The organism is Streptomyces sp. NPDC111628 (assembly GCF_055635195.1).
Window position 1 is genome coordinate 1,124,534 of the sequence record NZ_JBVKBZ010000003.1, and the last position, 19,037, is coordinate 1,143,570.

20 protein-coding genes are annotated in these 19,037 nt (G+C 74.3%); 12 read left to right on the forward strand and 8 right to left on the reverse strand.

Annotated features, from left to right (window positions below):
• Positions 1–165: 165 nt before the first annotated feature.
• Genes ACZ7MF_RS20040 through ACZ7MF_RS20060 form a run of 5 tightly spaced genes read left to right on the forward strand, consistent with a single transcriptional unit; the run spans position 166 to position 3,091 of the window.
• Positions 166–729 (forward strand): TetR/AcrR family transcriptional regulator, encoded by a 564-nt coding sequence (locus ACZ7MF_RS20040; RefSeq protein ID WP_471478128.1) that lies wholly within the window; start codon positions 166–168, stop codon positions 727–729.
• A 32-nt stretch (positions 730–761) separates the two neighbouring features.
• Complete coding sequence (locus ACZ7MF_RS20045) at positions 762–1,349, forward strand: DUF4865 family protein (protein WP_471478129.1); 588 nt, start codon at positions 762–764, stop codon at positions 1,347–1,349.
• Positions 1,346–2,254, forward strand: a complete 909-nt coding sequence (locus tag ACZ7MF_RS20050; protein ID WP_471478130.1) for a phosphotriesterase family protein — start codon at positions 1,346–1,348, stop codon at positions 2,252–2,254. Before ACZ7MF_RS20045 ends, ACZ7MF_RS20050 begins: the two co-directional genes overlap by 4 nt.
• Before the next feature lie 43 nt (positions 2,255–2,297).
• The gene (locus ACZ7MF_RS20055) at positions 2,298–2,699 is read left to right on the forward strand and encodes a tautomerase family protein (RefSeq protein ID WP_471478131.1); all 402 of its coding nucleotides are present in this window, start codon (positions 2,298–2,300) and stop codon (positions 2,697–2,699) included.
• Entirely contained in the window at positions 2,693–3,091 is a 399-nt protein-coding gene (locus ACZ7MF_RS20060; RefSeq protein WP_471478132.1) for a VOC family protein, read from the forward strand. The genes ACZ7MF_RS20055 and ACZ7MF_RS20060 overlap by 7 nt, the downstream gene beginning before the upstream one ends.
• A 21-nt stretch (positions 3,092–3,112) precedes the next feature.
• Here ACZ7MF_RS20060 and ACZ7MF_RS20065 read toward each other — a convergent pair whose 3' ends face one another.
• On the reverse strand, positions 3,113–4,351 hold the full coding sequence (locus ACZ7MF_RS20065; protein ID WP_471478133.1) for an ROK family protein: 1,239 nt from the start codon (positions 4,349–4,351) through the stop codon (positions 3,113–3,115).
• A 37-nt stretch (positions 4,352–4,388) separates the two neighbouring features.
• Complete coding sequence (locus ACZ7MF_RS20070; protein ID WP_356865789.1) at positions 4,389–5,039, reverse strand: alpha-ketoglutarate-dependent dioxygenase AlkB family protein; 651 nt, start codon at positions 5,037–5,039, stop codon at positions 4,389–4,391.
• 77 nt (positions 5,040–5,116) lie between these two features.
• Here ACZ7MF_RS20070 and ACZ7MF_RS20075 point away from each other — a divergent pair, with 77 nt between their 5' ends.
• Positions 5,117–6,313: a methyltransferase gene (locus ACZ7MF_RS20075; protein WP_471478134.1), complete on the forward strand. Its 1,197-nt coding sequence runs from the start codon at positions 5,117–5,119 to the stop codon at positions 6,311–6,313.
• Here ACZ7MF_RS20075 and ACZ7MF_RS20080 read toward each other — a convergent pair.
• Both ACZ7MF_RS20080 and ACZ7MF_RS20085 read right to left on the reverse strand, forming a co-directional pair.
• Positions 6,303–7,187, reverse strand: a complete 885-nt coding sequence (locus ACZ7MF_RS20080; RefSeq protein WP_471478135.1) for a class II fructose-bisphosphate aldolase — start codon at positions 7,185–7,187, stop codon at positions 6,303–6,305. The two genes, ACZ7MF_RS20075 and ACZ7MF_RS20080, sit on opposite strands and share 11 nt — an antisense overlap.
• Before the next feature lie 33 nt (positions 7,188–7,220).
• Positions 7,221–8,102 carry an SIS domain-containing protein gene (locus ACZ7MF_RS20085; protein WP_471478136.1) on the reverse strand — a complete coding sequence of 294 codons (882 nt, stop codon included), beginning with the start codon at positions 8,100–8,102 and terminating at the stop codon, positions 7,221–7,223.
• Positions 8,103–8,228: 126 nt separating this feature from the next.
• Between ACZ7MF_RS20085 and ACZ7MF_RS20090 the strand changes: the two genes are divergently transcribed.
• The gene (locus ACZ7MF_RS20090) at positions 8,229–9,008 is read left to right on the forward strand and encodes a DeoR/GlpR family DNA-binding transcription regulator (RefSeq protein WP_011027539.1); all 780 of its coding nucleotides are present in this window, start codon (positions 8,229–8,231) and stop codon (positions 9,006–9,008) included.
• 58 nt (positions 9,009–9,066) lie between these two features.
• Here ACZ7MF_RS20090 and ACZ7MF_RS20095 read toward each other — a convergent pair whose 3' ends face one another.
• Positions 9,067–10,083: a hypothetical protein gene (locus ACZ7MF_RS20095; protein WP_471478137.1), complete on the reverse strand. Its 1,017-nt coding sequence runs from the start codon at positions 10,081–10,083 to the stop codon at positions 9,067–9,069.
• A gap of 189 nt (positions 10,084–10,272) precedes the next feature.
• Between ACZ7MF_RS20095 and ACZ7MF_RS20100 the strand changes: the two genes are divergently transcribed.
• From ACZ7MF_RS20100 to ACZ7MF_RS20110, 3 genes are all read left to right on the forward strand, one after another.
• Entirely contained in the window at positions 10,273–10,506 is a 234-nt protein-coding gene (locus tag ACZ7MF_RS20100) for a heavy-metal-associated domain-containing protein (protein ID WP_356865800.1), read from the forward strand.
• Between the two features lie 79 nt (positions 10,507–10,585).
• Positions 10,586–12,847, forward strand: a complete 2,262-nt coding sequence (locus ACZ7MF_RS20105) for a heavy metal translocating P-type ATPase (protein WP_471478138.1) — start codon at positions 10,586–10,588, stop codon at positions 12,845–12,847.
• 204 nt (positions 12,848–13,051) lie between these two features.
• Entirely contained in the window at positions 13,052–13,717 is a 666-nt protein-coding gene (locus tag ACZ7MF_RS20110; RefSeq protein ID WP_471478139.1) for a phosphatase PAP2 family protein, read from the forward strand.
• On the opposite strand, the gene ACZ7MF_RS20115 is transcribed toward ACZ7MF_RS20110, so the two are convergent.
• Positions 13,690–14,142, reverse strand: a complete 453-nt coding sequence (locus ACZ7MF_RS20115; protein ID WP_471478140.1) for a phospholipase — start codon at positions 14,140–14,142, stop codon at positions 13,690–13,692. The genes ACZ7MF_RS20110 and ACZ7MF_RS20115 overlap by 28 nt on opposite strands.
• A 128-nt stretch (positions 14,143–14,270) precedes the next feature.
• The gene (locus tag ACZ7MF_RS20120) at positions 14,271–15,386 is read right to left on the reverse strand and encodes a Gfo/Idh/MocA family protein (protein ID WP_471478141.1); all 1,116 of its coding nucleotides are present in this window, start codon (positions 15,384–15,386) and stop codon (positions 14,271–14,273) included.
• A gap of 208 nt (positions 15,387–15,594) precedes the next feature.
• Here ACZ7MF_RS20120 and ACZ7MF_RS20125 point away from each other — a divergent pair, with 208 nt between their 5' ends.
• Both ACZ7MF_RS20125 and ACZ7MF_RS20130 read left to right on the forward strand, forming a co-directional pair.
• Positions 15,595–16,197 (forward strand): Dps family protein, encoded by a 603-nt coding sequence (locus ACZ7MF_RS20125; protein WP_356864807.1) that lies wholly within the window; start codon positions 15,595–15,597, stop codon positions 16,195–16,197.
• Between the two features lie 11 nt (positions 16,198–16,208).
• Positions 16,209–17,294, forward strand: a complete 1,086-nt coding sequence (locus tag ACZ7MF_RS20130) for an ABC-2 transporter permease (protein WP_471478142.1) — start codon at positions 16,209–16,211, stop codon at positions 17,292–17,294.
• Positions 17,295–17,307: 13 nt separating this feature from the next.
• Here ACZ7MF_RS20130 and ACZ7MF_RS20135 read toward each other — a convergent pair whose 3' ends face one another.
• A complete protein-coding gene (locus ACZ7MF_RS20135; protein ID WP_471478143.1) occupies positions 17,308–18,852 on the reverse strand; it encodes a helix-turn-helix domain-containing protein in 1,545 nt (514 codons plus the stop codon).
• Positions 18,853–19,037: the final 185 nt, after the last annotated feature.

Below are 19,037 nucleotides of genomic sequence, written 5' to 3' on the forward strand. Positions count from 1 at the left end.
CCCTTGTGTCGCTTCCGAGCCTCGCCCCGGGAGGGGGCCCGGGTCGTCGTACGGCCAGCGGCAGTACGGGTACGACGCGGGGAGTACTCCGGCGGCCCGCGTCTGCTTCCCCGGTCTCCGGACACTCACTCGACGTCTGTAACTACTAGTATGTACAGTGCGTGTATGAGCACCTCGGAACGACTGATCGAGTCCACCCGCGAGCTGCTGTGGGAGCGCGGGTACGTGGGCACCAGCCCCAAGGCGATCCTGGAGCGGGCCGAGGCCGGGCAGGGAAGCATGTACCACCACTTCAGGGGCAAGCCCGACCTCGCGCTCGCCGCGATCCGGCGCACCGCCGAGGAGATGCGGGCCGCGGCCGGGGCCGTGCTCGCCGGTCCGGGGACGCCGTACGAGCGCATCGAGGCGTATCTGCGGCGCGAGCGAGACGTGCTGCGCGGATGCCCGGTCGGGCGTCTGACGATGGACCCGGACGTGATCGCCGACGACGCCCTGCGCGCCCCGGTGGACGAGACCCTCGACTGGCTGCGCGAGCAGATCGCCCAGTTGGTGGAGGAGGGGCGGGAACAGGGCGAGTTCGCGCCCTGGCTGGACGGCGAGGAGATCGCGGCGGCCGTCGTCGCGACCGTGCAGGGAGGCTACGTCCTGGCCCGCGCGTCCGGCTCCCCCGCCGCCTTCGACGCGGGCGTCCGGGGCCTGCTCTCGCTGCTTGCGAACCACAAGAACTGACGCGCGACCCACAGGAACTGAGGGGACATCCGATGCATGCCATGCAGTACGCCTTCACCCTGCCCGCCGACTATCCGATGGACGTCATCAGGGAGCGCGTGGCCCGCACCGGGCACCTGCTGGACGACTGGCCCGGTCTCGGGCTCAAGGCGTATCTGATCCGCGAGCGGGGCAAGGACGGTTCGCCGGTCAACCAGTACGCGCCGTTCTACCTGTGGAACACCGTGGAGGGCATGAACTCCTTCCTCTGGGAAGGCGCCTTCCAGCGGCCCACCGACGACTTCGGCCGGCCCGCGGTCCGGCAGTGGACGGGCCTGGCCTACGAGGAGGGCGGCGCCGCCGGCAGCCTCGCGCGGCACGCGGTCCTGCGGCGGCACCGGGTGCCGGAGGGAGTGCCGCTGTCGGAGGTGGCGGCGGATGCGGTGCGGGAGACCGGGCGGCTGGCGGCCTCGGGCGGGGCGCTGCTCGCGGCGGCGGTCGTGGACACCGGGCGCTGGGAGCTGGTGCGCTTCTCGCTGTACGCGGGCGACGCGCCCGACGGGGTGGAGGGCGAGGTCTTCCAGGTGCTGCACCTGTCCGCGCCGGGGCGGGCCCTGCTGTCGAGGGGGCGCCAGTGGTGAGCGCCGTCCGCACGGTTCTCGGGGACGTGCCCGGCGGGGACTTGGGGGTGTGCGACGCCCACGACCACCTGTTCTTCGCCAGCCCCCGGCTGCCCGGCGAGGAACTGCGCGACGCCTCGGCGGCACGGGCGGAGCTGGCCGCCTTCCGGGAGCGGGGCGGCGGCGCGGTGGTGCAGTGGACGCCGTACGGACTGGGCCGGCGGGCCGCCGATCTGCCGCTCCTGTCCCGGGAGACCGGCGTCCACGTGGTGGCCGCCACGGGACTGCACCAGGACGTCCACTACGACCAGGACACACTCGCCGCGCTGCGGGGCCGGGCTGCCGACGTCTTCGTGGCCGAACTGACCCGGGGCATCGGGACGTCGGGCGTCCGCGCCGGGCTGATCAAGGTGGCGGGCGGCTTCCACGCGCTCGACGCGCACGCGCGGTGGAGCATGTCGGCGGCGGCCGAGGCACACCACGCGACGGGGGCGCCGATCGCCGTGCACCTGGAGCTGGGCACCGGCGCCCTGGACGTGCTGGACCTGCTGTGCGGCGAGTTGGGAGTGCCGGCGGACCGGGTGGTCCTCGGTCACCTCAACCGGTCCCCCGACCCCGTGGCCCACCGGCAGGCCGCCGCGTCGGGCTGCTGGCTGGCCTTCGACGGGCCGTCGCGGGCCCACCACCCCACCGACTGGCGGATGCCGGACGCCGTGCGGGACCTCGCCGAGGCGGGTTTCGGCGACCGGCTGCTGCTCGGCGGCGACACGACGACCGCGTCCGCCCGCTCGGTCGACGGCGGTCACGGGATGCCGTACCTGCTGCGCCGGGTGGCTCCCCGGCTGGCGCTCGCCGTGGGCGAGGAGCTGGTGCGGCGGGTCCTGACCGAGAACCCGGCGCGGGCGTTCGCCGTCGAATGGCGCTGAGGTCCGTCCACGCAACCGGCCCCCACCCGACGGGAGATCCCCCATGCCCTTCGTCCGCATCGACGCCCACGGCGGCGGCACCGACGACGACCGGCTCGACGCGCTCGGGCGGGCCGTCCACGACGCCCTGGTGGAAACCCTCGGCATTCCGCCCGACGACCGCTTCCAGGTCCTGACCGCCCACGACCCTGCCGGCAGCACCCTGCGCTACGACGACTACCTCGGGGTGCACCGGGACGAGGGCATCGTCTTCGTGGCGATCACGCTGCGGGCAGGGAGGACGACCGGGCAGAAGGAGGCGCTGTACGGCCGGATCGCCCGACTCGCCGAGGAGTACGCGGGGACCGACCCCCGCAACGTCTTCGTCACCCTGACCGAGAACACCTCCGCGGACTGGTCGCTGGGCAACGGGCTGGCGCAGTACGTAGGGTCGGGACCATGCTGAGACTCGGAATCCCCGTCGTCGGTGTCACGGACCTCCCCCGCGCGGTGGCGTTCTGGACGGCCGCGCTGCCGCTGGTGGCCGCGGAGGAGTGGCAGAGCGGGACCTGGCGCACGCTGGAGTACGCGGACGGCTCCGGGCGGGCCCTCGGTCTCCTGCGCAGTGACTCGCCGCCCGAGCCCCGGCCCCGGCTCCACCTCGACCTGTTCACGGACTCGGCCGAGGAGCAGCAGGCGGAGGTGCGGCGGCTGATCGGCCTCGGCGCGCGGGCCGTCGAGTGGGACCTGTACCCGCCCGACCCCGACTTCGTCGTTCTGGCCGACCCGGACGACAACATCTTCTGCGTCATCGACCTCAGCCACGCCCCGAGCGGCGGGGACCGGCCCGCGCCCTGAGTCGCGGGCCGGTCCGGAGGCCTACGCCGGCACGCCGAGCGGGTCGTCCAGGACCGGCTGCCAGGCCAACTCGGCCGCGCCGACCAGGCTGTTGTGGTCGAGACCGCAGGGCAGGATCGGCACCCCGCCGCTCTGGCCCCACAGGCTGCGCCCCGCGACGACCGCGCGCAGACGCTCGGGGTCGGCGTCGAGGAGCGCCCGGTGGAGTCCGCCGAGGATGATGCGGTCCGGGTTGAGGATGTTCACCAGGCCCGCCAGTCCCAGGCCGAGGCGGTCGAGGAGGGTCTCGGTGGCGGTGCGGACGGCCGGGTCGGCGTAGTGGTCGCGGATCAGGTCGTAGGACTGCTGGAGCAGGGACACCTCGGGTCCCGGTTCGCGTCCGGCCGCCGTGAGGAAGGCCAGCGGGTCGGTCTCCACGTCGAGGCAGCCGCGGCTGCCGCAGTGGCAGGGGCGGCCCTCCGGGTTGACGGCGAGGTGGCCGACCTCCAGGGCGAGTCCGGAGCTGCCGGTGTGCAGGCGGCCGTCCAGGACCAGGGCGCCGCCGACCCCGCGGTGGCCGGTGGCCACGCACAGCAGGTCGCGGGCGCCGCGTCCGGCACCGTGGCGGTGCTCCGCGAGGGCGGCGAGGTTGACGTCGTTGCCGGTGAAGGCGGGGCCCTCGATTCCCGCGGCGCGCACCTGCTGCGCGAAGATCTCCCGCACGGGTGCGCCGGCCGGCCAGGCCAGATGCAGCGGGTTCAGGGCCAGGCCCTCCGGTTCCGCGACGGCGGACGGCACGGCGAGCCCGGCGCCGACGCAGCGCCGCCCGGTCTCCCGCAGCAGCTCCGCGCCCGCCTCGACGACGGAGCCCAGCACCTTCGCCGGGTCGGCGTCGACGACCTCGCAGCCGGGCGCGGTCGCGACGATCCGGCCCCCGAGGCCGACCAGGGCCGCCCGGAAACCGTCGGCGTGGATCTGGGCGGCGAGGGCGACGGGCCCGTCCTCGGCGACCGAGAGACGGTGCGAGGGGCGGCCCTGGGAACCGGCCGCCGCGCCGGGCCTGGCGTCCACCCGGATCAGGCCGAGCGCCTCCAGTTCGGCGGCGACCGCGCCCGCCGTGGCCCGGGTCACGCCCAGTTCGGCGGTGAGGACGGCCCGGGTGGGGGCACGTCCGGTGTGCACGAGCTCCAACGCGGGTCCGAGCGCACCGCGCCCCCGGTCCAGCCGCGTCCTCGAGGTGGTCCCTTCCCCCGCCGTCCGGGGGTCCGCCTTGCCGCTCATGAGGGGGAGTCTCCCATGATCCGTCCGCACGGGGTGCCTAGAAGCCACTGACCCGGAGCGTGATGTTCAGCCGCCCGGCGAGCCCCAACTCGGGCGGCGCGGTGCCCGGGTGCACCCTCGGCACCCCGTGGTGGGCGAGCCGCGAGGGACCACCGAAGACGAACAGGTCGCCGCTGCGCAGCTCGGTGTCCGTATAGGGGCGGGTGCGGGTCTCCGGGTTGCCGAAGCGGAAGACGCAGGTGTCGCCGAGGCTCAGGGAGACCACGGGGGCGTCGGAGCGCTCGTCGGCGTCGCGGTGCATGCCCATGCGGGCGTCGGCGTCGTAGAAGTTGATCAGCGCGATGTCGTACGGCGCCGGTGCCACCGCCTCGGCGCCGAGCGCGTCGGTCACCGCGCGGCGGGCGAGGTCGTCGAGCCGGGCCGGGAAGGGCTTGACCGGGGCGCCGTCGCCGTCGACGGCGGTGGCGGCGTAGCCGTACGGGTACCAGTGCCGGCCGAGGCAGACCTGCCGGGCGGTCATGGTGCCGCCGCCGGGTGTGCGAACCGTGCGAAGTCCGGCCGGCGGGCGGGCCCACGCGCGGCAGGCGTCCAGCAGCTCGCGCTGCCGTTCCGGGGCCAGCCAGTCCGGCACGTGGACGGCACCGGGTGCGGTCTCGGCGCGGGTCCTGGGGAACAGCTCGGCGTCCATGTCCCCATCCTGCCTCCGCGCCCCGCTCCCCGGGTGCGACCGGCGCTGAGCTGCGGCTCGGCTAGCCTGGACACACGATGAACGACCGCAGCACGAACGACCGCAGCACGAATCACCGCAGCGAGCGCGACGACCGCATGGCGACTCCGTGGGGCGAGCGCGTGCTGTCCCGCTTCCCCGAGGACCCGCACGACCGGCTCCGCGCCTGGGACGCCTCCGACGAGTACCTGCTGGGGCACCTCGCGGAGCGGGAGGTCCCCCTGTCCGGCACGGTCGTGGTGGTCGGCGACCGGTGGGGAGCGCTGGTGACGGCGCTGGCGGCGCACCGTCCGGTGCAGATCACCGACTCCCACCTGGCGCGGCAGGCGACGCGGGGCAATCTGGAGCGGAGCGGTGTAGAGCCGGGCTCGGTGCGCCTGCTCACCACGCAGGACCCGCCGCCGGACCGCGTCGACGTGCTGCTGGTGCGGGTGCCGAAGAGCCTCGCCCTGCTGGAGGACCAGCTGCTGCGGCTGGCGCCCGCGCTGCACGCGGGCACGGTCGTGGTCGGCACCGGGATGGTGAAGGAGATCCACACCTCGACGCTCCGGCTGTTCGAGCGGATCGTCGGCCCGACCCGGACGTCTCTGGCCGTGAAGAAGGCCCGGCTGATCTTCGCGGAGCCCGATCCCGCGCTGAAGCAGCCGGCCAACCCCTGGCCGCTCGGCTACCGGCTCCCCGACGACGTCGGACCGCTCCTCTCCGGCAGGCCCGTCGTCAACCACGCCGGTGTCTTCTGCGCCGACCGGCTCGACATCGGCACCCGCTTCTTCCTCCGGCATCTGCCGGATCCCGGGCGCTTCCGGCGGGTGGTGGACCTGGGCTGCGGCAACGGTGTGGTCGGTACGGCGGTGGCGCTGGCCGATCCCGACGCGGAGCTGCTGTTCACCGACGAGTCGTTCCAGGCGGTGGCCTCGGCCCGGGCGACGTACCGGGCGAACGAGGTCGCGGGCCGGGCGGAGTTCCGGGTCGGCGACGGGCTGGACGGGGTGCCGGACGGAAGTGTCGACCTGGTGCTGAACAACCCGCCGTTCCACTCCCACCAGGCGACGACCGATGCCACGGCGTGGCGGATGTTCACCGGGGCGCGGCGGGTGCTGCGCCCCGGCGGCGAACTGTGGGTGGTCGGCAACCGGCACCTGGGCTATCACGTCAAGCTGCGACGCCTGTTCGGCAACAGCCGGCTGGTGGCGGGCGACCGGAAGTTCGTGGTGCTGAAGGCGGTCAAGGAATAGCGGGAGGAGGGGGTACGGGCGCGGTGCGGGCCACCACCTGGATCAGCGTCGCCACCGTCCGGACCATGGCCTCCCTCCCCGCGGTGAGGTAGCCGCGCGAGTCGACCGCCTCGGGACGGGTCGCGAGATGCTCCCGGATCGCGCCCGTCATGGCCATGTTGAGCGCGGTGCCGACGTTGACCTTGGCGATGCCGCCCGCGACGGCCGCGGCGAGTTCGCCGTCCGGGACGCCGGAGGAGCCGTGCAGGACGAGGGGGACGTCCAGGGCGCCGGACAGCTCCCTGAGCAGGTCGTGGTCGAGGACCGCGGTGCGCGTGGTCATCGCGTGCGAGCTGCCGACGGCGACGGCCAGGGCGTCCACGCCACAGGCGGCGACGAAGGCACGCGCCTCGGCGGGGTCGGTGCGGGCGCCGGGGGCGTGGGCGTCGAGCGGCGGCGCACCGTCCTTGCCGCCGACCTCTCCCAACTCGGCCTCGATCCACAGCCCTTGGGAGTGCGCCCAGTCGGCGGCGGCCCGGGTCGCCGCCAGGTTCTCGGCGTACGGCAGCCGGGCGGCGTCGTACATGACGGAGCTGAACCCGGCGTCCGGCGCCTGCCGCAGCAGGCCGTCGCTCTGCACGTGGTCGAGGTGCAGGGCGACGGGCACGGCGGCGGCCTCGGCGGCGGCGACGGCGGCGCGGGCCAGGGGCAGCAGGCGGCCGTGGCGGTACTTCACGGCGTTCTCGCTGACCTGGAGGAGGACGGGCCTGCGTACGGATTCGGCGCCCGCGACTACGGCCTCGACGTGTTCGAGGGTGATGACGTTGAAGGCGGCGACGGCGGAGCGCTCCGCCGCGGCACGGCCGATCAGGTCGCCGGTGGTGGCGAAGGGCACGGTCGGGTCCTTCCCGGGCGTCGGGGGCGGGCGTCAGGGGGCGAGGACGACCGAGCGGGTCAGGTGGCGCGGGCGGTCCGGGTCGAGGCCGCGCGCGGCGGCGACGGCGACGGCGAGCCGCTGGGCACGCACCAGTTCGGCCAGCGGGTCCAGCTCGCCGGGCACCCACAGCGCGCCGGTGTCGCGGACCTGCTCGGCCAGCCCGGCGGGTGCCTCGCCGAACATCCAGGTCGCCGTGCCCGCGGTGCTGATGCTGATGGGGCCGTGCCGGTACTCCATCGCCGGGTAGGCCTCGGTCCAGGACAGGGATGCCTCGCGCATCTTCAGGCCGGCCTCGTTGGCCAGTCCGACGGTCCAGCCCCGGCCGAGGAAGGTGAACTGGGTGCGCTCGACGAGTCCTTCGGGCAGCTCGGCGGCGAGCGCGGCGCGGGCGTCGGCGACGACGGCCTCGGTGTGCAGGCCCAGGTGGGCGCGGAGCAGGGTGAGCGCGGTGGTCGCGAACCGCGTCTGTACGACGGACCGTTCGTCGGCGAAGTCGAGGACGACGACGTCGTCGGCGGCGGTCATGACCGGCGTGGCCGGGTCGGCGGTGAGCGCGACGGTGCGGGTGCGGCCCTTCAGCTCCGTGAGCAGCTCCAGTACCTCGGTGGTGGTGCCGGAGCGGGTGAGGGCCACGACCCGGTCGTACGTCCGCCCGCGCGGGAACTCGGAGGCGGCGAACGCGTCCGTCTCGCCCTGGCCCGCGTCCTCGCGCAGCGCCGCCGCCGACTGCGCCATGAAGTACGAGGTGCCGCAGCCGACGACCGCCACCCGCTCCCCCGCCGCCGGCAGTGCCGCCGTGTGGCGCGCCGCCTCGGCCGCGGCGCGCGTCCAGCACGCGGGCTGGCTGTTGAGCTCGTCCTCGACATACGTCATGCCGCACACTCCCCGAATACGGATTGATTGTTCCTGCAAGGTATAGCGATCTTTCGAGCACAATCAAGCAATCTGGGGAAGAGTGCGTGCGCTAGGGTCGGCGGGGATCGAGGAACGGAGGCGCGGATGTCGCGCGACGCCCGCTGGAAGGCACTGCTGGAACTGCTCGTCGAGCGCGGCCGGCTGGACGTCGAGGAGGCGGCGACCGAGCTGGAGGTCTCGGCCGCGACGATCCGCCGCGACTTCGACCGGCTCGCCGAGCAGCAGATGCTGGTGCGCACGCGCGGTGGCGCGGTGGTGCACGGGGTGTCGTACGAACTGCCGCTGCGTTACAAGACCGCCCGCCGCGCCTCGGAGAAGCAGCGCGTCGCGCAGGCGGTCGCCGCCCTGGTGGCGCCCGGCGAGGCGGTGGGTCTGACCGGGGGCACGACCACCACGGAGGTGGCCCGCGCCCTGGCCGTGCGCGCCGACCTGGCCTCCGGCACCCCCGCGCTGACCGTGGTGACCAACGCGCTCAACATCGCCAACGAACTGGCCGTTCGCCCGCAGTTCAAGATCGTGGTGACCGGCGGGGTGGCCCGGGCGCAGTCGTACGAGCTGATCGGGCCGCTCGCGGACGGCGTGCTGGGGCAGGTGACCCTCGACGTGGCGGTCCTCGGCGTCGTCGCCTTCGACGTCGCGCACGGTGCCGCGGCTCACGACGAGGCCGAGGCCGCGATCAACCGGCTGCTGTGCGAGCGCGCCGAGCGGGTCGTCGTGGCCGCCGACTCCAGCAAGCTGGGCCGGCGGGCGTTCGCCCGGATCTGCGCGACCGAGTCGGTGGACACGCTGGTGACGGACGGCGCGGCCGACCCGGAGCTGGTGGGGCGGTTCGAGGAGGCGGGGGTCCGGGTCGTCACGGCCTGAGGGGCCCCGGAGGTGCGCCCGGCCCCGGAGGTGCGCCCGGCCCTGGTGGTGGTGCCGGTCAGTGCCCGTGGCCGTCGGTGTGTTCCGGCGTGGCGCTCGGGTCGGCCTCCGTCGTCGCGTCGGTCGTCGCGCCGGTCGTCGCGCCCGTCGCCGATCCGGCGCGCACGGTGAACGCCACGGTGTGGACCTCGCCCCGGTGCCGGAAGTCCAGGAAGAGACGGTAGGCGCCGTCGCTGGGCGCGGTGGCGGTGAAGGAGATCTCCGGGCCCGGCCTGGTGGTGCCGTCGCCGGGTTCGCCGTTCGGGTGGACGTGGAGGTAGGCGAGGTCGCCGGAGCGCAGGGCGACGAGGTGGCCGTAGGCGCCCAGGTAGGGCTGGAGGTCGCCCACGGGTTCGCCGTCGCGGGACACCTTCAGCTTCAGCTCGCTTGCCTTGCCGGGGCGCAGGGAACCGTCGAGTTCGACCTCGTAGCCGTCGGTCCGGGCGGTGCCGTTCGGGGCCGGGAGCCGTGCGGGCTCGTATCGGCCGGAGGCGGCCAGGTCGGCGCCGAGGGTGAGGTTCTCCGTATCCTCGCCGGCCGGGGTGAAGTCGGCGAAGACGCGGTAGCCGCCCGCGGCGGGCAGGTCGACGGGGGTGCTCCAGGTGCCGTCGGCGGCACGGGTGGGGTGCAGGTGGCGGTAGGTGACCAGGTCGCGTGAGGCCAGGACGAGGTGGAGTTCCTTGTCGTGCTCGCGCTGGTACGCGGTCACGGCCGCGCCGCTCGCGTCCCGGACCGTGAAGCGCAGCTCGGTGCGCCGACCGGCGGTGACGCGCGAAGTGGCGAGGTCGAGGGTGTAGCCGCCATCGGAGATCTGCAGGCCGCCGGGCGGGGTGCTCTCGTGACCCCCGTGGCCGCCGCCCTCCTTCGGCCGAGGCATCGGTTCACGCGGCCCGTCCGGTTCGCCGTGCTCGTCATGGGGCGCGGGCGCGGCGCCGTCCGCGACGATCGGGTCCATCCCCGTGCCGACGCCGTAGGCGGTGCCGAAGGTGGCGGCCAGTGCGGCGGCGAACGCGGTGATCCTCAGTCCGGTGTGCATGACGGTGGTCTCCTCGGATCCGGGGCTCCGGCTCACTCGGAGCCCTCTTCATGCACTTCACGATACCCCCGGGGGGTACAAATTCAAGCGATGGGGACGCTTGCTTTGGGTACCCCCTAGGGGTATACATGGACTGGCCGGGGCGCATACCCCCGCCCCCTATGCGTGACCACACCTCCGGAGGAAGCAATGCCCTCGAACGTCACCGCCCCCGTCACCACCTCCTACGCCGTCGCCGGCATGAGCTGCGGTCACTGCAGCGCGACGCTCACCCGGGTCATCGGCGAGCTGGACGGTGTCATCGGTGTCGATGTCCGGCTCGACACCGGCCGGGTCACCGTCACTGCCGACGCCGAGCCGGACGACGCCGCGATCGCCGAAGTGGTCGACGAGGCCGGGTACGAGCTGACCGGCCGCGTCTGACCCGGCCCGCACTCCCCCGCCGCACCGCCGGGACCCGCGACGCCGGGTCCCGGCCGACGACCCCGCATCAGGAGCAGCCATGACCACCAGTACGACCAGCGCACCAGCCGAGGTGGAACTCGCCATCGGCGGCATGACCTGTGCCTCGTGCGCCGCCCGGATCGAGAAGAAGCTCAACCGGATGGAGGGGGTCACCGCGACCGTCAACTACGCGACGGAGAAGGCGAAGGTCAGCCATGCCGGGGACGTGTCCGTCCCGGACCTGATCGCCACCGTCGAGGCGACCGGGTACACCGCCCGCGAGCCCGAACCGGTGCGTGCCGATGCCGGGCCCGGGCCGGGGGGCGCCGAGAGCGTCGACGAGTTGCGGCCGCTGCGGGAACGGCTGGTGACGTCGGTGGTGCTGGCGGTCCCGGTGATCGCGATGGCGATGGTGCCCGCGCTGCAGTTCGAGTACTGGCAGTGGCTGTCGCTGACACTGGCGGCGCCCGTGGTGACGTACGCGGCCTGGCCCTTCCACAGGGCGGCGTTCACCAACGCCCGGCACGGCGCGGCCACCATGGACACCCTGATCTCGGTCGGCACGTCGGCGGCGTTCCTGTGGTCGCTGTGGGCGCTGTTCCTCGGCACCGCGGGCACGCCCGGCATGACCCACCCCTTCGAGCTGACCGTCGCCCGCGGCGACGGCTCCGGAAACATCTACCTGGAGGCCGCGGCGGGCGTGACCGCCTTCATCCTCGCCGGGCGCTACTTCGAGGCGCGGTCCAAGCGCAAGGCCGGTGCCGCGCTGAAGGCGCTGCTGGAGCTGGGCGCCAAGGACGTCACGGTCGTGCGGGGCGGCCGTGAGGAGCAGATCCCGGTGGGGGACCTGAGGGTCGGCGACCGCTTCCTGGTCCGCCCCGGCGAGAAGATCGCGACCGACGGCACGGTCGTCGAGGGCACCTCCGCGGTCGACGCGTCGATGCTCACCGGCGAGTCGGTGCCGGTCGAGACCGGCGTGGGCGATGGAGTCACCGGGGCGACCGTGAACGCGGGCGGCCGGCTGGTGGTCGAGGCCACGCGCGTCGGCGCGGACACCCAGCTGGCGCGGATGGCCAGGCTGGTGGAGGACGCGCAGAACGGCAAGGCCGCCGCCCAGCGGCTCGCCGACCGCATCTCCGGTGTCTTCGTTCCCGTCGTGATCGCCCTCGCGCTGGCCACCCTCGGCTTCTGGCTCGGCAACGGCTCCGGACCGGCCGCCGCGTTCACCGCCGCCGTCGCCGTCCTGATCATCGCCTGCCCCTGCGCGCTGGGCCTCGCCACCCCGACCGCGCTGATGGTCGGCACCGGCCGAGGCGCCCAGCTCGGCATCCTCATCAAGGGCCCCGAGGTCCTGGAGTCCACCCGCAGGGTCGACACCATCGTCCTGGACAAGACCGGCACCGTCACCACCGGCCGCATGACCCTGCTCGCCGTGCACACCGCCGACGGCACCGACGAGGCGGAGGTGCTGCGGCTGGCCGGGGCGCTGGAGCACGCCTCGGAGCACCCGATCGCGCAGGCGGTGGCCGCGGGCGCCACCGAACGGGTCGGCGCCCTGCCCACCCCCGAGGACTTCGCCAACGTGCCCGGTCTCGGCGTGCAGGGCGTCGTCGAGGGCCACGCGGTCCTGGTCGGCCGCGAGAAGCTGCTCGCCGAGTGGGCCATGGAACTGCCCGCCGGTCTGGCCCGGACCAAGGCCGAGGCGGAGCGGGACGGCCGTACCGCGATCGCCGTGGCCTGGGACGGCGAGGCCCGGGCGGTCCTGGAGGTCGCCGACGCGGTCAAGAGGACCAGCCCCGAGGCGATCACCCGGCTGCGTGCCCTGGGCCTGACGCCGGTACTGCTGACCGGGGACAACGAGGCGGTGGCCGCCTCCGTCGCCCGCGAGGTCGGCATCGCTCCCGAGCACGTGATCGCCGAGGTCATGCCCGAGGACAAGGTCGCCGTCGTCAAGCGCCTCCAGGGCGAAGGGCGTTCGGTGGCGATGGTCGGCGACGGGGTCAACGACGCCGCCGCACTCGCCCAGGCCGACCTGGGCCTCGCCATGGGCACCGGCACCGACGCCGCCATCGAAGCGGGCGACCTCACCCTCGTCCGCGGCGACCTGCGCGCCGCCGCCGACGCCATCCGGCTGGCCCGCAGGACACTCGGCACCATCAAGTCCAACCTGTTCTGGGCCTTCGCCTACAACGTCGCCGCCCTGCCACTCGCCGCCGCCGGACTCCTCAACCCGATGATCGCCGGAGCCGCCATGGCCTTCTCCTCGGTCTTCGTCGTCGGCAACAGCCTGCGCCTGCGCGGTTTCAAGGCCGCGGACTGACCCACCGCCGCCGTCCCGGACCGCCGGCCGACTCCACGAGGGTCGGCCGGCGGCCCGGCGGTGCGTGGACCCGGCCGAGCCGCACCGCCCGGACCGGGCCCGCCTCCCTTCCCGCCGTCCCCCGGACGGGCCCCGCCCACGCGCCGCCGGATCCGCGGACGACCAGGATGGCTGAGGTCCCGTCTCCCCGCGGAGCAGGAGCCCATGACCGAACCGACCGAACCGACCGACGCCGACGGCGGCACCCGTGGCCCGCTCGGGCCGCCTCCCGGCCCGGGGTCCGCGCGCAAGCCGGCCCTCACCGCCGTACTCGGGGATCTGCGGGCCGTGGACGGCGCGCTGTACGCGGCGGTGGCCGCCACGTCCACGCCCACGCTCGACCGGGCGCTGCGGCGCCTGTCCCACGCCGCGGACCATTCGAAGGTCTCGCTGGGGATCGCCGCCGCGCTCGCGCTGAGCGGTGCGCGGGCGCGGCGGGCGGCCCTGGTCGGCATCGGGGCGGTCGCCGTGGCGTCGGCCTCGACGAACCTGCTGGGCAAGCGTCTGGTGCACCGGGCGCGCCCGGACCGGGAGGCGGCGCGGGTGACGGTGGACCGGTACGTCCCCATGCCCGCGTCTGCGTCGTTCCCCTCGGGGCACACGGCCGCGGCGGTCGCGTTCGCCACGGCCGTGGGCGTCGTCCTGCCCGAGGCCGCCGTACCGCTCGGCGCGCTGGCGGGCGCCGTCGGCTACTCCCGGGTCCACACCGGCGTGCACTATCCCGGTGACGTCGCCGCGGGCGCCGTCCTGGGCATCGCCAGTGCCGCGGCCGCGCTGGCGGCGGCGGCGCCTGCCCGGGTTCGTCAGCCGAACACCTTCACGGCCTGGTAGTACGTCCAGGCGGTGCTGTTGCAGGCGGTCTTGGTGGCGCCGCCGTAACCGGCGCAGACCCGCTTGAGGTCCTCGTAGAAGGCGCTGTCCAGACGGGACTTGTTGGCGCTGAAGGTGCCCGCGTCCTTGTAGTTGCGGTAGCCGAAGTCGTGCCGTGCGCAGGAGGTGCTGAAGGGGAAGCCGAACGGGTTGTCCGGCGAGGAGGAGCAGTAGTCGGTGGTCCAGTCGAAACCGTAGGCGGACCAGGCGGACTTGTTCGCCCGTGCGGCGGTCCAGGCGTGGTAGCTGGACGCGCTGGTCTGCGTCCAGCTCGCGAGGACCTGTGCCTTGTCGGCGGGAGCGGCGTCGGCGGCCGCGGCGGTGGCGACGACGGTGGTCACGGCCAGGGTCGCGGCGGTGAGTCCGGTGGCGAGTCTGCGGTGCATGCCCACACCTCCATGAGGATGCGGCCCGCCCCTCGGACCGCAGGTTCATGCCAAGATGATGCGCATCTCCACCACCCGTTCACACCTCCGGCGACCCAACTCGCTGTGAAAACCCCTCCTTTGGGTCGTTACGCGCGCTCTCCGGGGGCCCAGTCGGGGTGGTCGCCGTGCATCGCGGAGTAGAAGGGGTCACCGGCGGCGATCTCGTCCGCGCGCACCGGCCGCCCGGTGAACGCCGCCTTGTACAGGGCCGCGGCGAACTCCAGCGTGGCGCGCGCCTCCTGGCCGCTGCCGGGCGGGCGGGTCCCGGCGTCCCAGGCGTCCAGTACGGCGCCGAGCTGCGCCGTGTGGGAGCTGGGCACGTCGACGTCCGGGGCGCCCCAGGCGGCGGCGCGGGCGGGCGCGACGTGCCGGGCCGGGATGTAGGTCCAGTCGTCGTTGCGGTGCCCGTACAGGTGCGTCAACTCGACCGTCGCATCCGCGCAGTCGACGCGTATCCGGCTCACCTCGTCCGGGGAGAGCACGCTGTTGACGACGGTGGCGAGGGCGCCGCTCTCGAAGCGGACCAGGGCGGTGGAGACGTCCTCGCTCTCGGTGTCGTGCACCAGGCGCGAGGCCATGGCCCGTATCTCCGCCCAGGGGCCGAGCAGATGCAGCAGCAGGTCGTACTGGTGGATGCCGTGGCCCATGGTCGGCCCGCCGCCCTCGGTGGACCAGCGGCCGCGCCAGGGCACCGCGTAGTAGGCGGCGTCGCGGTGCCAGGTCGTCTGGCAGTGTGCGACCAGCGGGGCGCCCAGCTCGCCGCCGGCGATCAGGTCGCGGGCGTGCGCCGCGCCGGAGCCGTACCGGTGCTGGAAGATCACGGACGCGTACGCCCCGGACGCCTCCTCGGCCGCCGCGATGTCGTCGTACTCGGCGAGGGAGAGGCACAGCGGCTTCTCGCACAGCACCCAGGCCCCGGCCTTCAGCGCGGCCACGGTCTGCTCCCGGTGCAGCGACGGCGGGGTGCCGACCAGGACGAGGTCGGGGCGTACGGCGTCCAGCATGGCGCCCGTCGACGCGTACCCGGCGACGTCGCCGGGCGCCTGCGCGCGGAAGGCGTCGAGCCGCGCGGGGTCCACGTCGACGGCGGCGACCAGTTCGGTGCGGTCGGCGTGGGCGGCGAGGGCGGGCAGGTGACTGCCGGTGACGATGGCACCGGTGCCGACCACCGCGACCCGGCGCCGGGCGGGACTTGGGGACATGCGGTCCTCCTCGGACGGCGGCGCGGTCGCACGCGCCCATGACTAGAAAGCGCTTTCAAACAGGGCCGACCCTAAGCGGGGAGAGATGGCCCGGACAACCCCCACCGTTTGCGGGCCGGGCCTACGGCTGGTCGACTGGCGCGGGGGGACCGGGGCCGGCGGTATCGCGCCGGCCCGCTCTTCAGTCCTCTCCGGAAGGAGTCCAGGCGTGAGTTCCCCGAAGCCGAAACCCTCGTCGTCCGTGGAGCACCGGTCGGACGGCAGCCAGCCCTGGCTGCACCAGAAGGGCCGGACGATTCAGGAGTTCGGCACCGTCAAGCAGTTCCCCGTGGCCCTGACCATGGACACCCGGCTCTACTCCTGCCAGCGGCTCAACAAGGTCCTGGCGGACACCCGGATCCTGCACGATCTGTACAAGAAGTACCACTGGCTGATGCGAGGGGCGACGTTCTACCAACTGCACCTGCTGCTGGACAAGCACGCGGGTGAGCAGCTGGAGCTGATCGACACCGTCGCCGAACGCGTCCAGACGCTCGGCGGCGTCGCGGTCGGCGACCCCCGGCACGTCGCCGAGATCACCACCGTGCCGCGCCCGCCGGACGGCGTGGAGGAGGTGCCGTCGATGCTCTCGCGGCTGCTGGAGGCGCACGAGCTGATCCTGACCGAGTGTCACGACGCGGCGGCCCGCACCCAGGAGTACGGGGACGACGGCACCAACGACCTGCTGGTCTCCGAGGTCCTGCGGACCAACGAACTCCAGGCGTGGTTCGTTGCGGAACACCTGGTGGACACGCCGCTGGTCCACGCCTGACCCCGTCGGACATGGCACACACGTCGCAGGACGCCGACGGCGGCGCGCCGGTGCGCGGGCGGTGGTCCGCGTTCCGGCAGTCGCCGTTCTGGCCGGCCACCGTGCTGGTGCTGATCCTCGCCGCCGCGGCGGGCTTCTTCGCGGGCTCGTACACCTACTCGATGGCGAACCCGACGCCGCGCCTGATCCCCACGGCCGTGGTCGGCTCCTACGAGAAGGCGGACGGCCGGGCCTTCCTGCGCGGCCTGGAACAGGCGCTGGACACCTCGGTGCGGGTGCATCCCTACGAGACCCGCGCCGCGGCCCGCGAGGCGATCGAGCAGCAGGAGGTCTTCGCGGTCTTCGAGCTGCGCGACGACGGGCGGGACGCCGTGCTCGAGGTGTCCGGCGCGTCCGGCGCCTCGGTCGCCGAACTGCTCGCGCAGACGGCACCGGCCGTGGGGAAGAAGCTCGGCGTCCAGGTCACGGTTCGGGACGTCAACCCCCTGCAACGGGGTGACCCGCGCGGGCTGGCGATCTTCTACATCTCCCTGGCCGCCGTGATCATCGGCTTCGTCGGGGCGATCCAGCTCAGCGTGCACGCGCGGGCGCTCACCCCGTTGGAGCGCATCCTGTTCACGGTGGCCTACGCGCTGCTCGGCGCGTTTGTCATCGCGGCCACGGTGGACTGGCTGCTGGGTGCGGTGAACCTGCCGTTCGCCGAGTCGTGGCTGATCCTGGCGCTCACGATGTTCGTGTCCGGCATGGTCTTCACCATGTTCAACACCATGTTCGGCCGCTGGGCGATGCTGCCGACCTGGGGCCTGATGGTGATCATCGGCAACCCCTCCTCGGGCGGCGCGGTGTCCTGGCCGCTGCTGCCGTCGCCGCTGGGGGTGATCGGCCGGTGGCTGCCGCCCGGGGCCTCGGTCAACGCGCAGCACACCGCGGTGTACTTCCAGGGCCACCAGCACGCGTTTCCGTTCCTGGTGCTGGGCGGGTGGGCGCTGCTGTCCTGCACGGTCTTCTGGGTCTGGCGGCACCGGCATCCCGGCGGGCGGGAGAAGGAGCCATCGGACGCCGGACCGCAGGCCGGTCCGCAAGCCGCTGCGTCCTGACGGTCCGCCGGTCTCAGGGGGAGGTCAGGGCACGGCAGGCCATCTGGAGGGCGAGCCGGTTGCTGGGGTCGTCCAGCGGGACGCCGAGCCGTTCGCGGACCTGACGCAGCCGGGCGGCGACGGTGTTGCGGTGCAGGCCGAGGGCGCGGGCGGTGGCGGCGGCGGAGCCGCCGTGCTCGAGGAAGACCCGCAAGGTGGTGAGCAGGTGGGCGTGGTCGGGGCCGCTCAGCGGGGCGAGCGCGGTCTCGGCGAAGGCGCGGGTGATGTCGGACTGCTGCCAGGCGGCCAGCAGTCTGCCCACGCCGAGTTCGTCGGTGTGTTCCACGGACGGCCGGACGTCCCTGGCAGCCGCGAGCCGGGCCGCGTTGCGGGCCTCGGTCAGGGTGTCGGCCAGGCCGCCGGGGCCCTGGCGGGGCCTGCCGATGCCGGCCACCAGCCGCCAGCCGGGAGGAAGTTCGGCGAGCGCCCGGCGCACGCGGCGCAGCAGCAGCCGGGGTTCGTCGTCGTCGGGCCGGGGACCGCTGCTGGACCACAGGGCCCAGTCGCCGTCGCCCTCCGCCACCGCCTGGGCGCCGACCCCGTACCGGGACAGGGCGGCGAGCAGCGGTGCGGGGACGGTGTCGGGACGGTCCGCCGCGGGCGGTTCCTCGGCGCGTACGGCCAGCCCCACGTGCCAGTCCTCCAGCCGCCAGCCCAGGGCGACCGCCTGCTCGACGACCTCCCGGCTGACGGTGCCGCGGCCGGTGACGACCTCGGCCAGCAGTCGGCGGCGGACGGCGCTGTCGTGGTCGGCCCGGGTGCGCGCGCCGGCGAGCCAGGACCGGACGAAGGGTTCGAGCAGGGCGAGACCCAGCGCGACGGTGTCGGCGCGGTCCTCGTCGGCCCGTTCGAAGGGCCACACCAGCCAGGCGGTGACCGGCGCGGTGCCGCCCGGCAGGTGCCCGGCGAGCGGGACGGCGTGCACGGGGTGGGCCAGCAGACCGGGGGTGCGCTGGGGCACGGCCAGCTCCGGGCGCAGGGCGTCCGGCACCACCGGATCGCCGACGATGGCTCCGCCGTCGGGGGTGACGAGGCTGACGTCGGCGGCGAGCACGGCACGGGCGACGGCGATCAGCTCGGGCCCCTCCGTGCGGGTGGTGAGGCGGCGGAGCAGGTTCTCGACGGTGCGGGCCCGCGTCACCTCGGGGGCGCGGACCCGCAGGGTGAGGTCGAGGGCCAGCCGGAACGGGTCGTCGGTGGCGGCCCACAGCACCGGGATCCGCAGCCGGTCCGCCAGTCGTACGGCGGACAGCGGGGGCCTGGCCGTGCCGTCGGCGGTGACGCACAGCGCCGCGGCTCCGGCCTCCTGGGCGCGGCGGACGAGGGCGTCGAGCCGGTAGGCGGGGGTGGCGTCCGCCAGGGCGCAGAGCACCAGGTGGCCGTCGACCGGGGCGAGGGCGCCGCGGTACACGGTGACATCGCGCACGGCCCGCCCCAGCCCGGCGTGTCCGGCCAGCGTGCGGGCACCCCCGAGCAGGGGGTCGGCCAACAGGTCGGCAACACTCGGTGCGGCGGTCACGACGGGCCCCACGACGAGACGGCACCGGGGCCCGCCCGTCCCGCGACCGGACCGGCGGGCGGCGCCAGGCCGAGACCGAAAGCACCGGCACCGGCCAGAGGTTCCGCCCCTGCCGGCCAACGGGTGCGGAGGCGGAGGCGGAGGCGGAGGCGGAGGCGGAACAGGATCACGTGGCCGCCGGTGCG

What these genes read in the sequence shown, in the direction of transcription:
- ACZ7MF_RS20040 (WP_471478128.1), top strand. Translation starts at nt 166, where the DNA reads ATGAGCACCTCGGAACGACTGATCGAGTCCACCCGCGAGCTGCTGTGG.
- ACZ7MF_RS20045 (WP_471478129.1), top strand. Translation starts at nt 762, where the DNA reads ATGCATGCCATGCAGTACGCCTTCACCCTGCCCGCCGACTATCCGATG.
- ACZ7MF_RS20055 (WP_471478131.1), top strand. Translation starts at nt 2,298, where the DNA reads ATGCCCTTCGTCCGCATCGACGCCCACGGCGGCGGCACCGACGACGAC.
- ACZ7MF_RS20060 (WP_471478132.1), top strand. Translation starts at nt 2,693, where the DNA reads ATGCTGAGACTCGGAATCCCCGTCGTCGGTGTCACGGACCTCCCCCGC.
- ACZ7MF_RS20065 (WP_471478133.1), bottom strand. Translation starts at nt 4,351, where the DNA reads ATGAGCGGCAAGGCGGACCCCCGGACGGCGGGGGAAGGGACCACCTCG.
- ACZ7MF_RS20070 (WP_356865789.1), bottom strand. Translation starts at nt 5,039, where the DNA reads ATGGACGCCGAGCTGTTCCCCAGGACCCGCGCCGAGACCGCACCCGGT.
- ACZ7MF_RS20075 (WP_471478134.1), top strand. Translation starts at nt 5,117, where the DNA reads ATGAACGACCGCAGCACGAACGACCGCAGCACGAATCACCGCAGCGAG.
- ACZ7MF_RS20085 (WP_471478136.1), bottom strand. Translation starts at nt 8,102, where the DNA reads ATGACGTATGTCGAGGACGAGCTCAACAGCCAGCCCGCGTGCTGGACG.
- ACZ7MF_RS20090 (WP_011027539.1), top strand. Translation starts at nt 8,229, where the DNA reads ATGTCGCGCGACGCCCGCTGGAAGGCACTGCTGGAACTGCTCGTCGAG.
- ACZ7MF_RS20095 (WP_471478137.1), bottom strand. Translation starts at nt 10,083, where the DNA reads ATGCACACCGGACTGAGGATCACCGCGTTCGCCGCCGCACTGGCCGCC.
- ACZ7MF_RS20100 (WP_356865800.1), top strand. Translation starts at nt 10,273, where the DNA reads ATGCCCTCGAACGTCACCGCCCCCGTCACCACCTCCTACGCCGTCGCC.
- ACZ7MF_RS20105 (WP_471478138.1), top strand. Translation starts at nt 10,586, where the DNA reads ATGACCACCAGTACGACCAGCGCACCAGCCGAGGTGGAACTCGCCATC.
- ACZ7MF_RS20110 (WP_471478139.1), top strand. Translation starts at nt 13,052, where the DNA reads ATGACCGAACCGACCGAACCGACCGACGCCGACGGCGGCACCCGTGGC.
- ACZ7MF_RS20115 (WP_471478140.1), bottom strand. Translation starts at nt 14,142, where the DNA reads ATGCACCGCAGACTCGCCACCGGACTCACCGCCGCGACCCTGGCCGTG.
- ACZ7MF_RS20120 (WP_471478141.1), bottom strand. Translation starts at nt 15,386, where the DNA reads ATGTCCCCAAGTCCCGCCCGGCGCCGGGTCGCGGTGGTCGGCACCGGT.
- ACZ7MF_RS20130 (WP_471478142.1), top strand. Translation starts at nt 16,209, where the DNA reads ATGGCACACACGTCGCAGGACGCCGACGGCGGCGCGCCGGTGCGCGGG.